Origin of the sequence: Halopseudomonas sp. (assembly GCF_047631575.1) — a bacterium.
Taxonomy (GTDB): Bacteria; Pseudomonadota; Gammaproteobacteria; order Pseudomonadales; family Pseudomonadaceae; genus Halopseudomonas.
Genome location: NZ_JBLIAB010000001.1, coordinates 650218 through 664512, shown reverse-complemented (window position 1 = coordinate 664512; position 14295 = coordinate 650218). Strand labels below are relative to the sequence as shown.

16 protein-coding genes are annotated in these 14295 nt (G+C 54.9%); 5 read left to right on the top strand and 11 right to left on the bottom strand.

All coding sequences use genetic code 11. The features are described 5' to 3' along the window. Positions 1-81 precede the first annotated feature (81 nt). Positions 82-342 (top strand): RNA recognition motif domain-containing protein, encoded by a 261-nt coding sequence (locus ACJAXR_RS03140; RefSeq protein WP_415056773.1) that lies wholly within the window; start codon positions 82-84, stop codon positions 340-342. Next, complete coding sequence (locus ACJAXR_RS03135; protein ID WP_415056772.1) at positions 335-565, top strand: VF530 family DNA-binding protein; 231 nt, start codon at positions 335-337, stop codon at positions 563-565. Before ACJAXR_RS03140 ends, ACJAXR_RS03135 begins: the two co-directional genes overlap by 8 nt. A gap of 17 nt (positions 566-582) precedes the next feature. Here the strand turns inward: ACJAXR_RS03135 and ACJAXR_RS03130 are convergent, their stop codons facing one another. The 8 genes from ACJAXR_RS03130 to ACJAXR_RS03095 form a co-directional block, all read right to left on the bottom strand. Further along, entirely contained in the window at positions 583-1980 is a 1398-nt protein-coding gene (locus ACJAXR_RS03130) for a diguanylate cyclase domain-containing protein (RefSeq protein WP_415056975.1), read from the bottom strand. Positions 1981-2094: 114 nt separating this feature from the next. After that, positions 2095-2334: a DUF1289 domain-containing protein gene (locus ACJAXR_RS03125; RefSeq protein WP_415056771.1), complete on the bottom strand. Its 240-nt coding sequence runs from the start codon at positions 2332-2334 to the stop codon at positions 2095-2097. Continuing rightward, positions 2331-3170 carry a metallophosphoesterase family protein gene (locus ACJAXR_RS03120; protein ID WP_415056770.1) on the bottom strand — a complete coding sequence of 280 codons (840 nt, stop codon included), beginning with the start codon at positions 3168-3170 and terminating at the stop codon, positions 2331-2333. Before ACJAXR_RS03120 ends, ACJAXR_RS03125 begins: the two co-directional genes overlap by 4 nt. Beyond that, a complete protein-coding gene (locus tag ACJAXR_RS03115) occupies positions 3167-3418 on the bottom strand; it encodes a hypothetical protein (protein WP_415056769.1) in 252 nt (83 codons plus the stop codon). The genes ACJAXR_RS03120 and ACJAXR_RS03115 overlap by 4 nt, the downstream gene beginning before the upstream one ends. Then, entirely contained in the window at positions 3394-4155 is a 762-nt protein-coding gene (locus ACJAXR_RS03110; protein ID WP_415056768.1) for a diacylglycerol/lipid kinase family protein, read from the bottom strand. Before ACJAXR_RS03110 ends, ACJAXR_RS03115 begins: the two co-directional genes overlap by 25 nt. A gap of 78 nt (positions 4156-4233) precedes the next feature. Further along, on the bottom strand, positions 4234-4500 hold the full coding sequence (locus ACJAXR_RS03105) for a DksA/TraR family C4-type zinc finger protein (RefSeq protein ID WP_415056767.1): 267 nt from the start codon (positions 4498-4500) through the stop codon (positions 4234-4236). A 146-nt stretch (positions 4501-4646) separates the two neighbouring features. Then, positions 4647-5423: a TSUP family transporter gene (locus tag ACJAXR_RS03100; protein WP_415056766.1), complete on the bottom strand. Its 777-nt coding sequence runs from the start codon at positions 5421-5423 to the stop codon at positions 4647-4649. 127 nt (positions 5424-5550) lie between these two features. Beyond that, positions 5551-5958 carry a hypothetical protein gene (locus ACJAXR_RS03095; RefSeq protein ID WP_415056765.1) on the bottom strand — a complete coding sequence of 136 codons (408 nt, stop codon included), beginning with the start codon at positions 5956-5958 and terminating at the stop codon, positions 5551-5553. Positions 5959-6236: 278 nt separating this feature from the next. Here ACJAXR_RS03095 and ACJAXR_RS03090 point away from each other — a divergent pair, with 278 nt between their 5' ends. After that, complete coding sequence (locus tag ACJAXR_RS03090; RefSeq protein WP_415056764.1) at positions 6237-6386, top strand: DUF3096 domain-containing protein; 150 nt, start codon at positions 6237-6239, stop codon at positions 6384-6386. An 80-nt stretch (positions 6387-6466) separates the two neighbouring features. On the opposite strand, the gene ACJAXR_RS03085 is transcribed toward ACJAXR_RS03090, so the two are convergent. Next, positions 6467-8326: a cation:proton antiporter gene (locus tag ACJAXR_RS03085; protein ID WP_415056763.1), complete on the bottom strand. Its 1860-nt coding sequence runs from the start codon at positions 8324-8326 to the stop codon at positions 6467-6469. 212 nt (positions 8327-8538) lie between these two features. Here ACJAXR_RS03085 and ACJAXR_RS03080 point away from each other — a divergent pair, with 212 nt between their 5' ends. Then, positions 8539-9705, top strand: coding sequence for a serine hydrolase domain-containing protein (locus ACJAXR_RS03080; RefSeq protein ID WP_415056762.1), 1167 nt, complete (start codon positions 8539-8541; stop codon positions 9703-9705). 40 nt (positions 9706-9745) lie between these two features. Here ACJAXR_RS03080 and ACJAXR_RS03075 read toward each other — a convergent pair whose 3' ends face one another. Continuing rightward, positions 9746-11158, bottom strand: coding sequence for a mechanosensitive ion channel family protein (locus ACJAXR_RS03075; protein WP_415056761.1), 1413 nt, complete (start codon positions 11156-11158; stop codon positions 9746-9748). A 195-nt stretch (positions 11159-11353) separates the two neighbouring features. Between ACJAXR_RS03075 and ACJAXR_RS03070 the strand changes: the two genes are divergently transcribed. After that, entirely contained in the window at positions 11354-12805 is a 1452-nt protein-coding gene (locus ACJAXR_RS03070) for an aldehyde dehydrogenase family protein (RefSeq protein WP_415056760.1), read from the top strand. Between the two features lie 41 nt (positions 12806-12846). Here the strand turns inward: ACJAXR_RS03070 and chrA are convergent, their stop codons facing one another. Then, a complete protein-coding gene (chrA, locus tag ACJAXR_RS03065) occupies positions 12847-14148 on the bottom strand; it encodes a chromate efflux transporter (RefSeq protein ID WP_415056759.1) in 1302 nt (433 codons plus the stop codon). Positions 14149-14295 lie beyond the last annotated feature (147 nt).

The window sequence follows — 14295 nt, the reverse complement described above, 5'->3', positions numbered from 1 at the left end:
GGGCTGCTGGTTGAGCTCACCGTGTAGACGGGGTCTGTAAAAGGTATAGTACGTATTATCAAATACTAACATGGTAATCGCATGAAACTCCTGATCCGCAATCTGTCGCGTACGACCACTGAAACCGAACTGCGTAATCTGTTCGAGGCGCATGGCCTGGTTCAGTCCTGTGCCCTGGTAATGGACAAGCAAACGGGCAGCTCCAAGGGATTCGGTTTTGTCGAAATGCCGCGCCACGATGATGCCAAATCAGCTATTAAAGCGCTGAACAATCTCGAGGTGGCCGGCAGCCGCATTCGCGTCAAGCGTGACGAGTCTGCTGAGGCCGATAAGAATGCCTGAGCAGCATGGGCACGATCCTTTGCACGGGCTGACCCTGAAGCACATTGTTAGCTGGCTGGTCGAGACCTACGGCTGGGAAGAGTTGGGACGGCGGATCAACATCAAGTGTTTTACGACTGATCCGAGCGTGGCATCAAGTCTGAAATTCCTGCGCAAGACACCCTGGGCAAGGGAAAAGGTAGAAACTTTGTACCTGAGCAGTCAGCGTTACTCCGCGCGATAACGGCATTGGGTAAACCCTCAGGCTTGAGGCTTTACCTGAGGTAGTTTGCTGGTGCTGTCGGCCCTCTTCGACTGGTTGCCGCCGCTTCTTTTAGCCGCGTACATGGCGCTGTCGGCCAGATCAAGCAAGCTCTGTTCGTCATGACCGTCATCGGGATAAAGCGCTATACCGATGCTCGGAATAATAGGCACTTCCCTATCAGCGAGAACTATGGGATGGCTCAGCATATTGCGAATCTTTTCTGCTATGACATTTGCCTGTTGCGGGCTGTCGAGGGTTTCGAGCAAGACGACAAATTCGTCGCCACCGATGCGCGATACGGTATCTGACTCCCGGACACATCGGGTGATTCGGTCAGCAACGGCTTGAAGTAACTGATCGCCAATGGCGTGCCCGTGGGTATCGTTTACATGCTTGAACTTGTCCAGATCCAGATACAAGAGCGCAGTCTTGCCTTTCTCACGTCGCGCCCGGGCCAGTGCCATTGCAATCCGGTCGCTGAGTAACAGCCGATTGGGCAGACTGGTTAGCTGATCGTAACGAGAAAGAAATTGCAGCCGTGCTAAAATGCTCCAGCGCTGGATAGCCGCCGCTATCTGCGTCGAGACATACTGCAGCAGTTGTTGGTCCTGGTCGCTGTAGGAAGGAGCCCCTGTTCGGTTCTGGATCACCAGTGCGCCGTGTGTTCCTTCCGGTGTTGTCAGCGGGACGGCGAGCCAGTCGTGTTCACGGTCCATAATGGCTGAATGACCGTCCCGACCAGTCTCAGTACTTCGTGCCTTGAGCAGTAGCGGCAAGCCGCTTTGAATAACCTCTGCGCTGAGCGCAAGCGCGTCCTGGCTCGCGGACACCGAGTCGGCATTCTGATCATTCGCGTAGTAGGGGTAGGTCGTTTGCCCCGTCTGTGGATCCTGTAGCGCTATTGAAAAAGCGCTGGAAGGAAGCAAGCCTATTATTATGTTGTGAATGCGGCGAAACAGCATAGGTAAGTTCGCGGCGCCCGCCGCGGCTTCCGAAATCGCGTACACCGCTGCTTGCATTGCTTCGCTGTGCTTGCGCTCGGTAATGTCGTGCGCCACTGCGACTCGCCATTGCGCATCTTCCGACCAGTTCGCTGACCACATGATATGGGCGACGCTGCCATCCTTGCGGATGTAGCGATTTTCGAAATGATTAGTCAGGGTGCCGAGCATCACCTCCCGGGATGTGGCCAACGTGGCTTCATGATCATCGGGATGAACCAGGTCCATCATCTCGGTGCCGATCAGTTCGATGGGTGTATAGCCAAAAATCTTTTCGCAGGCGCCGCTGACATAGACAAAATGGCCTGCCGCATCAACCACGCAGATAGCATCAAGCAGCAAGTCCATGACAGAGGGAGAAAGTACAAAGGGATGATCTGGCCTGTTCTCCATGTCATGCTTGTGTGTAGCCACCCTGTATCTCCTTGGATTTTTGTATAGCTTATGACTTAAGAATACATCAGGGGGCGTCGTAAGTCCGTGTGACTGCATCAAAACAGGACAGAATCAGATATGGCTTCTTTTTTTTCCGGCAGTGCGATACAGGGCTCTTAACGCTTTTTCTGCCTTGCCGTCACCACTGCCATGGGTTCCTAGTATCCGACTCCATATGTCCTGTTTCTCTTGCGGAGACAGTTGTTTCCAGGTTTTCTTCTCTGCATGGGTGCGGCCGCATGCCTTGCACACTTTACGTCTGTTGAAGTCACACATATCGATGCAAGGTTTCTTGGTAATAGGTTCGCTCATGTCATCTCTGCAATGGGAGAGTCTCGGTGCTCACAACTGAGAATCAGTGTGTTGGTGTGGGCGGGTAGAAACGTATCTTGCTGTGCACAGTAGTCCCATCGCTCGACTCGGCATTCATGCAGACCCAGTGAGTACTCATGCATGACTAGATTAACCGAGTTGGGCGTGTCGCCACGAACGCGCGTGGAAAGGGCAGTGCCCGCCTGGGCAGTCCAGCCCTTACGCCCGGATTTGCCGTGGTGTCCATGTAAAGGCCAGACGTAGGGTAAATGAATATGCCCGCCGATCAGCAGATCAAGGCCCGCATCCACCCACGTAGGGACGGCCATTTCGCGACCGATCAGCAGGTTGCTCATATCTGATTCTTCACGGGCACGCACTGGATGATGCTGCATGATCATGCGTAATTGCTCTGGTCGCGATTCGCGAAGTCTTCGGCTGACTCGGTCGATCTGAGCCCCGCTAACTGCGCCGTCCTTGTGGCGCGACGGGCGTGAGGTATTCAGGCCAATGACCAGGAGCCCGTTGCTTTCGTATTCCGGTTCAAGGTTGCTGCCGAACGCCTGCTTGTAGTTGCCGTAAGGATTGAAGGTCCGCGCCAAGAGCTTGAAAAGCGGGATATCATGGTTGCCTGGAACGGCTATGACCGGAGCTGGAAATTGCTGGACAAACGCACGCGCTGCGGCGAACTGGGTGCGGCGTGCACGTTGGGTTATGTCGCCGGTGAGCAGTGTGATTTCGGGTTGATGTTCATGTGCCAGACGGAGCAGAGATAGCATTACAAGGGGTTGCTCGGTTCCGAAGTGAGGATCGGAGATATGTAATACGCAAGTCATACTCGTTCACGCTTGGCGGGATTCCGAGGGACCAATAAGGACAATTTGTCCGGCGCGACACGAAACTCAAGTGGGGCATTCATCCAGTAGATTTCGCCATCCATGGCTACCTTTACGCGAGTACGCCGACTCCGAGGACGCACCGTCATGGTGTCAAAACCGAAGCTGATGACGTTTTCATCATCGGCCAGTCGGCTCAAGAAGCCCCGGATCAGCAATCCATTCAGCGCGAGGCGGCCCTTGTGCATGACGCCATCGCGACTATGTAATGGCGTTTGATCTCGTCCACTCGATTTATTCCAAGCTGTTCTAGCTGAAGAGAGTTGTTGCCGACCACGATGGTGGGGGTCTTCATGTGACGCCGGGGCTCACCTTCGAGATCAATCTGCACACGCAGTGACCGATGCGCGTGCGCCAGAGTGACGATTGCTGACCGCAATGCAATTAATCTGCTGCGTCCATAGCGTTGCTTGTACGTTTCGCGATCCTCCAGCAGCTGCGGATAGAGTCGCAGACTGGCGTTGACCAGAAATACTCGGTCGTTTAGCAGGCCTACATCGACCGGCAGGACGACGGCATCCTTCAACGCATCAATGGCGCTCTCGGTTTTCTGCGAGATCCCTGCGGTGCGGCCGAAATAGTTGAATGTACCCTGAGGGAGTATGCCCATAGGTATGCCGCTACCGAGAACAACCTCACTCACAGCGCTTAGTGTGACGTCGCCGCCCACGGCGACCACTATTCCGCCTTGTGCCCTGGCTTGTGCCAAGGCCTGCTCTGCAGTCACCTTCAACTGGGCACCGTCGTCCACGGTCATCAGCGTGTGTTGTCTACCAGCTTCGGATAATCTTCGCTCAATGGTTTCTCGAGTTTCCTTTGCGTCGTGATTCCCCGAGGCGTTGTTCGTTACGATAAATAGGGGCTCATTACCGGTGAGAGGGCTACTGGGATATCCTTCGTTTATAGCCTTTACCGTGTTGTTCATCTTGCCTGCTCAGTATGCATAGCAATGAAGGTCATATATTTTTCCGTGAAAGAGGGATGGCGCGCTACCCGACAAAGCTCAACGCAACTGGCTGTCTTTGCTGCCACGCCGGTTGTATGAGCCGGTCGATGCGTCGCCTGTATCGCGCGCTTGCTGACAAGCAACGCATAGCCTGACTCCCGGCAAGGCCTTTCGTCTGGCCTCTGGGATTGGGTTGTCGCACTCTTCGCAATGCAGCAGGCTCTCGCCTTTGGGCAGCTTGCTACGTGCACGCTGGACTGCCTCGTCGACGGTGTCATCGATTTGCTCTTGCACCGCTCCATCTTGTGCCCAGCCGGTCGCCATGGTCACCTCCGGATATCTCAAGGTTGCAGGCAGTGCTTACCTGCGGCGTATTACACCACCAGCATAGACGCTTTTTCGCCAGGGGCTCTGTCAAATTCAGGACAAGATGGGAGCCGGAGAGCACTGCAGTTGCTATTTCCAGGACTTCAATCTTGCAGCATGGACCAGATGCCGATTGCGCTGACCGTCAGTAGAACGCCACCTAGTACACGGAAAAACACAGGGGTCTCCGCATGCATGATATGTGTATGAGCGCGGAGCCCGATCAGGTGGCCGATCGCAGCGCAGGGTAGTAACCAGAGATGATGTATCAATTGCAGATCGACGCCAGCGTAGAGAAACGCTGCCATTTTGATTGTGACAAGGATGAACCAGAGAGCAAAAAGCGTATCGCGAAATTGCTCCTTGGCCAGATGCTGGGCAGCAACAGCAATAATCAGCGGTGCACCGATCAGTGAGGTGCCACTGACATAGCCGCCTAGCATCAAGAAAAGCGTATCGACCACACGACTGTTGCTGCGAAAAGGTCGATTGCTGATGTATGACAGTGAGTAGGCGGCCACGATCACGAAGATGATGATGCTCATGATGTTGCCGGGTAGCGTCAACAGGCCCAGCACGCCGATCAGCTTTGGCACAATCATGATGCCCAGAATGCGTCCTAGATAACGCCAGTCGACGGTGCCGGCCCTTTTCGGCGAACCGGAAGGCTGGCGACGATTGTTCAGGGCAATGGTAAGAGACGAGAAAAACAGTAGATGCATTGCGATCAGCGGCAGAAAAACCAGCGGATCATTGTGTACCAGCAGCAGAAAGGGTAGCGACAGAACGGCACCGCCGAACCCCAATCCGGAGCGGACGAAGCCGCTCCAGACGAAAATCAGGCCGATAAGCGCGTATTGATAGGGCAGCAGATCAGCCATGAAAAACAGGTCTCGAGACAAACAGGAGCGCCAGTGTAAACGTTAAGGAGGCAACGCCCAACCTGCACAAGCAAGGTCGAGGGATTCACTAGCCCTTGCTTTGCGATGCATTTCCCGCTGTTTGAGGCTACACGTCTATTGCCAGATGCCAGCGGGTATTATTCTGGTCCAAGCTTTCGAGTATCCGTTGATACTCAGCCAGTTCTGTAAGTATTTCCTGTTGGCGATCCAGTTGGGCCGGGTGGCTATCAAGGTACTCTCTCAAGGTGCGGACTGTCAGCAGACCGTCTTTGGCCGCGAACCACTCCTCCTCAGGCGTATCCAGAGGTTCATCATCTGTATCAAGGTAAGCATGGAGCTGCGCTTCGGTTTCGTCCGGGTCGACACTGAAGAAGTCCATTAGCGGACGCACCCCCAGGGTTTCGCACAGGCGTTCGAGATGGGCCTCATCGGCATGGGCAATTGATTTGCCATTAAAAAATGTCTCGAGGCCGGCAACGTCATTTTCTGCAGCGATATACCAGGCAAGTCCCATGGTTTTCTCTCTCTGGGTTGGCGGCGGATGCACTATATGGTGGTGTTTCAACGCAGTTCGCCATCAATCGATGATGCCTGCTGTGCTGAGGGTCGACAACATGATTAGTGTGAGCCGTGTCATGTCGCGCAAGACCGGACAGGGCTTGACGTTCAGAAAGTCATGACTGCAGGGGCAATCTTAGCCTCGCATGGGGAAATGAACTAATCTGGCACTATCGAATGTGTGCGCGATCACGCGCCTAACCTAGCCGGTCCGAACCATTGCAGGAGCACGCCATGAACATCGCATTGACGCCATTGATTTCTCTTATTGCCGGTATCCTGATTCTGCTGGTTCCGCGTCTGCTGAACTACATCGTCGCCATATATCTAATTATTATCGGTCTTGTCGGTATCTTTGGTGGTGGGTTCAACCTGCGCATGTAAACTGGCTCGAACCCGAACACCTCTTTCGGGTTTTAGGGTCAGGCAAAGCTGCGGGGTTGCCCCGCAGTCAGCTGCTCCAGTCATAGGGTTTTCTTTTCCTCCGCGGGCGTATTCGTTTCACCCTGCGCTATCATTTTAGCCTCTTCGGTTTTCGGCGGTGTCAGGCTCAGCACCTGCCAGCCTGGCTTGGGATCAAGCTCGCCCTCGTCGACGAACACTTCCAGACGCCCCTTGGGCGATATTGCGAAGAGTGGTACCACCTTGCCATCGTGCCACTGAACGAGATTGGTGAAATCAAACTCTTCACTCAGCTTGGTGACGCGAATTTCCCAGCCCTTGCTCAACAGGCTGGCCAGCTTGCTGTAGCTCATGTCCTTGTCAAACAGGGTGTGGCCACGGTGCTGTGATCCCAGCTTGTGTTTCTCCGCCTTATCGGTTTCTGTGCTTGCCAGCAGGGTGTACACCTTGAAGGTACCAAACTCGGTACTGTAACGCATGCTGGCTACCACGTTGATTCCCAGACTCGGCGATAGCGCCAGCAATCGACCGATCCCTATCAGGTCCAGATGCTGGTCGGCATAGGCCGAGACCGCATTACCATAAAAGGTTTCCAGGCCTTCCATGCGCGCATCACGGATAAAGTCCCATTGAGTGTCGGTCAGCAGGACCCGCACGCCACTTTTTTGCAGCGCCTTGGCAATGGCCCGCGCCACAGGATTCGCCCCTACTATCAGGAAGCCGGATGCAGCCGGCTCTGCAACGCGTAAGAGGCGAGCAAGGCCTCGGGAAGTAGCGCTCTGCAGAACCACTGTGCCGATAATGATCGAAAAGGTCAGGGGCACCAGAATCCCTGCCTCAGGGTGCCCGGCTTCTTCAAGCCGAATGGCGAATAAAGCGGATACCGCCGCGGCGACAATGCCACGAGGTGCAATCCAGGACAGCAACGATTTTTCCTGCCAGGTCAGGCTGGAGCCAATCGATGACATCCAGATGGATACCGGGCGAGCAACCAACTGCATAACCAGCAGTAATAGCAGGGGCGTCCAGCCTAGCGCCAGTATGTCGTCAAGTGTGAGACGAGCCGCCAACAGGATGAACAGACCGGAAATCAGTACAACACTGAGATTCTCCTTGAAGTTGAGGATCTCGTTGATATGCAAGTCTTTCTTGTTGGCCAGCCACATACCCATCAACGTCACCGCCAGTAAGCCGGATTCATGGGCCAGATGGTCGGAAATACTGAAGGCGGCGAATACCACCGAGAGTGTTGCCAGGTTCTGCAAATAGTGAGGTACCCAGCCACGCTTGAGCACAAAACCGAGAAACCATCCGCCTGCAATGCCGAGAAACGTCCCCACTGCCATGATCTCGAGAAAGGCAAGCAGGCCGTGGAGTACACCTGCACTCTGACTTTGCGCCACCACAAACTCGTACACAACCACCACCAGTAGTGCCCCGATGGGGTCGATGAGAATACCTTCCCAGCGCAGGATGTTGGATATATTGCGATTGGGTCTTACCGTGCGCAACATGGGAACAATTACGGTGGGTCCCGTTACCACCGCCAGCGCGCCGAACAGGACGCTAAGCTCCCAGCTGACCCCGATCAGATAATGTGTTGCAATGGCGACGATCAGCCATGTCAGCGCCGCACCCACGGTAATTAGGCGCTGAACCACGGCTTTCTGCGATCGTATTTCGCTTATGTTGAGGGTCAGGCTTCCCTCGAACAGAATGATCGCTACTGACAGGCTGATCAGTGGGAAAAGCAGGTCGCCGAACAGTAAGTCCGGATCAATGACCGAGGTAAATGGCCCAAGCACAATGCCCGCGCCGAGCAAGAACAGAATCGCGGGGAGCTTTACTCGCCAGGCCAGCCATTGGCAGCTAAAGGAAATCATACCGATGAGGGCGATGCTGAGACTGGCCGATAGCAGCATGGAGTGTCCTTGGGTGGTGCGGGTTACAGTGAGAAGGGAGTGTAGCGATAGCACCGGGTAAGTACAGTCCTCGCAGTCAAGAAAAGCGGTGGCTTGTCCGCGATTCGACCGAACTGTCATTAGTCCGTAGGCTTCATCCGTGTGTCGGTAGACTAGAATGATTCTGCAAGCGAGAGACCAACATAATAATAATTTTATAAAGAGGTGAATTTATGTCAATTCGTGAATCCCTGGACGCGGTTCTGCGCCGTGCTACTGATAGCGGTGATATACCCGGCGTCGTGGCAATGCTGACTGATGGTGAAAACGTCCTCTATGAGGGCGCTTTCGGCAAGCGGGCTCTGGATGCGAAGGCGCCAATGACGCTGGACAGCGTCGGGCTGATTGCATCGATGACCAAGGCGCTGACATCCACCGCGATATTGCAGCTGATGGAGCGTGGCAAGCTGGACCTAGATAGTCCGGCAGCGACCTGGTTACCGGCCCTGGGCGATGTTCGTGTACTGGAAGGCTTTGATGCGGCGGGTGAGCCGCTACTGCGGGCGCCGGCGCGTCCGATTACTTTGAGGCATTTATTGACGCATACCTCTGGTTTTGGTTACGAGTTTCTCAGCAAGGATCTCCAGCGCTATCAAGCAGCGCGCGATATTCCCGAGTTACTTAGCGGCCAGAAAGCGGGATTGCAGCTGCCTTTGCTGTTTGATCCCGGCGAAGCCTGGGGCTACGGCATAGGACTGGACTGGGCCGGGCTGGTGGTTGAGGCGGTTAGTGGGCAGTCCCTGGGCGAATATTTTGCCGAGCACGTGACAGGTCCTCTCGGCATGAAGGATACCGCTTTCACACTGCGGCCTGATATGCGCGAGCGCCTGGCTAAAATCCACCAGCGTGCGGATGATGGCAGTTTGATGCCGCTGGACATGGAGATGCCCCAAGACGCCGAATTCGAGATGGGTGGGGGCGGGCTTTACGGCACGACAGGCGATTACATCAAGTTCATGCGCATGATCCTCAATCACGGTCGAGGTGAGACAGGTCAGGTGCTGCGACCAGAAACAGTCCAATTGCTTTCGAGTAATCATATTGGCGAGCTGGAGGTTGGCTCCTCTAAAACAGCAAACCCATTGCTGACCAATGATTTCGAATTGCCGCCGGGCATTAGTCACAAGTGGGGGTTGGCAGCCATGATTAACGCGGATGCTCTGCCTACGGGTCGTCCGGCTGGCAGTTTGATGTGGGCGGGTTTGGCCAACTCCTATTTCTGGATCGATTCTCACAATGGAATCGCAGGTGTCATGCTGACCCAGATCTTTCCATTTGCCGACGTGAAAGCGATGCCGCTGTTCATCGAGTTCGAATATACCGTCTATCAAAATCGCTGAACATCAAGGACGTCGTCATCAATGATTCCGCACGAGTGGTTCAGTCTGGCTTGGGTATACGGTCGCGGGGGTCTCCACCAGCATTGGGTCCGCCAGTAGGTCCGGTGTGACTGTCCAGGTCCGGCTCGCGCCGGGCCAAACCTTCGGCTGAAACGATATGCAGATCTCTTTGTGGGAAGGGAAACCCGATATCGTTCTGATGAAAAAGGTCCCATATAGCGAGCCGAATTTGGCTGGCAACGTTTACCAGGCCCTGTTGGGGGTCGCTTACCCAAATACGCAGCTCAAAATCCACTGAGGAGTCACCGAAGTCGACCAGGTGGGCCAGTGGCTTATGCTGGTCGTCGTGCAGTACGCGGGTTTGGGAAAGAGCCGCTTCGATCATCAGCTCGATGGCCTTGTGTACATCGGAGTGATAGGAAATGCCAATCTCGATTTTGAGGCGTACGGCGGTATCGGAATAGCTCCAGTTGATGACCTGCTCGGTAATCAGTGTTTCATTGGGAATCAGGTACTCCTTGCCGTCACGGGTTGCCACTGTTATGGAGCGGGCGCCCATCTGCTTGATCCAGCCGTAAGCATCGCCGGTTTCGATCACATCTCCGGGCTTCAGTGAGCGGTCGAGTAGCAGTATGATGCCGCTGAACAGGTTGGAGACGACTTTCTGCAGGCCAAAACCCAAACCGATACCCAGTGCGCCAGAAAAGACCGCCAGGGCGGTCAGGTTGACGCCAACAAATGTCAGCGCAACGATGACGGCCACCAGATACAAAATGATGCGCAGGACTTTGCCAATCAACACTCGGGCTGCCGGAGTGACGCCTTCCAGGTAAACCAGACGGCTGTCGACGAGGCGCGCCATCAGATTGGACAGCCATATGAAAATGCTCAAAAGCAGAAGTCCATTAACGAACCCCATCAGCGATAACCGCATGTCGCCAATGTTGAAGGCAATGGAATTGAGTAGATCAAGGAAGGCCGGTAGCCAGCCGAGGATGGCTAGCGCAGTCACGAACCAGACAACGGCAGCGATCAGCTTGGCCCAGCCTGGTTGGTGCAGCAAACTGGTGGTCAGGCGGATGACGACCCAGGCAGTCAGCAGATTGGCGGCAATGCGCAGCAGGTCACTATCGAGCCCGATCTTCTCGCTTATGCCATGGGCGATCCAGGTCAGCAAGGCCGCGGAGCCCGTGCTGGTAACGAGTAGCAGACGACGGAGGGTGTAACGCATGCTTGGCAAGAGCGCTTCGCCCGCCAACATTCTGTCGATGCGAGGCACAACCATCCGATGGAGTATAAATGCAAACAACACAATGGTTGCCAGCATCAATGCCTCGATCAGTGTGCCGGCGGTGAATAGATAGTTATCGGCCCAGTTATCGATCATTTCGATGCTGTCACCCATGGAAATGGCCGGAACGTCCAGTGGACCTTGCTTGTCTTCTTGTGTCATAAAATGAGTGCAGCATCTTTAGTCGCGGTTGTCGAGTTGATGGATGAACAGGTGGCAAATGGTTCATCTTGACCGAAGCTGTTAAACCAGAAACGGTTTGCCTGTTGCTGGCGCCTTGCAGCCGTGTCCATACTGCAGGAGGTGTGACCATAGTTGCGCCTTAAAACAAAAACAAACTGTTCAAGGAGAAATATCATGTCTTTTATCGAGCGCGAAGCTCCAGGGTTTTCTGATGAAGCGGCAATTATCGAGCTGCAACATCTATTCTCTGTGCAAAAAAAGGCCTTCCTGGCCAATACCTTTCCTACGTTGAAAGAACGCCTGACGTTACTCGAAGCACTGGCCGGAATGATGCTCAGCTACCGCATTCGTATCCAGGAAGCGCTTGCTGCCGATTTCAGTTCGCATCCCACCCAATTTTCCGATCTGGTCGAATGCCTGGGCATCGCTGGCCGGGCGAAATTTGTTTCCGAGCACCTTGAAGAGTGGATGAAGCCGCAGTCGCGCCATGTCGATCCGGCGCTGTTCGGCAGTGCCCGCGCTTACGTTCTACAGCAGCCCAAGGGAGTTGTCGGCAATATGGTGCCCTGGAATTTTCCTTTCGATATAGGTATTGGTCCGGTTGTTGAAATGCTCGCGGCGGGTAATCGGGTCATCGTCAAACCTTCGGATCTGACGCCTGCCTGCAGCGAGCTAACGCTGGAAATGATCAAGGCGACCTTCGATCAGGATCAGGTCGCGGCCGTCGCCGGCGGTATTGAACTGGCCAAATGCTTCCCAACGCTCGAATGGGATCATTTGATGTATACCGGCAGTACCGAGGTCGGCCGGCTCGTGGCAGTGGCTGCGGCAAAAAATCTCACGCCAGTCACGCTGGAGCTAGGCGGCAAGTGCCCGGCCGTGGTGACCGAAGACGGTATCAACGCGGCGACGATTGAACAGATTGTCGGTTGCAAGACGATCAAAAATGGTCAGATGTGTGTGACGGTTGATTACGCGCTGGTTCCCGAGGCACAACGTGATCATTTTGTCGGTCTGTTGCAGCAGCGGTTGGAGTCTACCGTACCCGATTACGCTAACCATAAAGACGTGACCGGAATCATCAACGAAAGACATATGGATCGATTGCTGCGCTATCTTGACGATGCCCGCGACAAGGGTGCGACGTTAATAGCAATTGGCGGTGAAGCGGATCGGGCTTCGCGGCGCATGCCTTTGACGCTTGTGCTCGACCCCAGCGACGATATGGAGTTGATGCAAAACGAAATATTTGGCCCGATTTTGCCGATCAAGACGTACCGCACACTGGACGAGGCGATTGACTACATCAACGCCCATGACCGGCCGTTGGGGATCTATGCCTTCAGTGATACGCCATCCAGCGCACAGAAGATCCTCGATCGGACGGTGTCCGGGGGTGCCTGCGTTAATGCCGCAGCAATGCATGCCGCTCTGCCATCATTGCCCTTTGGCGGCATCGGTAAAAGTGGTACCGGCAGGCATCACGGCCATGAAGGCTTTCTCGAATTTTCCAATCCCCGTGCGGTATTTGAGCGCGGCAGCGACGATCTGATTGCGGCAATGTACGCGCCATACGGAGAGCTGTCCGACGCAGTGATCGCCGGTGCCTTGGAAGGCAATCATTAGATCTGTTTGAGTGCGACTAGAGCGTCCCTGGGGATGGGGCGTTATCCGGCAGAGGCCGTGAGAAGCCTCCAGCCGATACCTATTGCCGCGCATGTGCCTAGCAAGGGCAGCATGCGCATTCTTGCAACGAAAACCAATACAAAGGCGATCATGGAGATGCTCAGTAATGGCAAATTCACACTGGCCAATCGTGGTGTCAGCAGGTCAAGACCGAAGTCGGTCAGTCGCCAGTGCTCTGCAAACAGTGCATTGAGTGCAAACCACAACGCCAGATTGGCGATCACACCGACCACCGCGGCGGTGATTGCGGCGAGTGCTGCGGACAAGGCTCGATTGCCGCGCAATTTTTCTACATAGGGCGCACCAGCGAATATCCAAAGGAAGCAGGGCAGGAAAGTCACCCACAGTGTCAGCATTGCGCCCACCGTGGCCGCCAGCAAGCTTGGCTGCAGACCGTCGCGTAATGCTGCAAGAAAACCGACGAACTGGGTCACCAGAATCAGCGGGCCGGGTGTGGTTTCTGCCATCGCCAGGCCATCAAGCATTTCACCCGGCTGCAGCCATGCGTAATGCTCAACGCCCTGTTGTGCGACATAAGAGAGAACCGCATAGGCGCCACCGAAGGTAATGAGTGCCATCTTCGAGAAAAAACTGCCTATCTGGGTGAATACGCTTTCATCGCCCAGCACCGCATGCAATACGGTCAGCGTTCCGATCCACAGCAGCAGACATGTAAGCGCCGCGCTTCGCGTTCCGGGTCGCACAGTAACGTCCAGATCAAGTTCGACGGTCGTGTTCTGTCTGCCGGGGAATAAACGTGCGCTCAAATAGCCGATAAGCCCCGCACTGATCACAACCAGTGGAAAAGGCAAATTGAAGGCGAAGAGGGCGACAAATGCGGCTATGGCCAGCAGGGGTTTGAGAGTGCCTTGCAGTGCTCGGCCGGCGATACGCAGCAACGCCTGTGCAACGATCGCCAGCACCGCGGCCTTGAGACCGAAGAACAAGCCTTCTACCAGGGTCAGGTCACCCAGTAATACATATAGCCAGGACAATATCAGGATCGCGGCGGCGCCCGGCAGGATAAACAATACGCCAGCCACCACACCCCCTTTTACACCGTGCAATAACCATCCGACATAGGTTGCCAGTTGCTGCGCCTCCGGCCCCGGCAACAACATGCAGTAGTTAAGTGCGTGCAGGAACCGCGCTTCATCGAGCCAGCCTTTTTCCTCCACGAGAATCCGGTGCATCAGTGCGATCTGTCCGGCCGGGCCGCCAAAGCTCAGCAAGCCAATGCGCCACCATACGGCGGTCGCTTCGCGAAACGATATTGGGGTCATTCCGGTCTCACTCAAACGGTTGGTGTTCAGCTTGTAGCACAGATTTATGACGACAGCCGTGCCTGGTTCGGTAGTGAAATATTTCCGTCGCTGCTGGTCGTTTTTTATCTAGCGTCTATGATTTGTAATATATTCATTATTGACAGA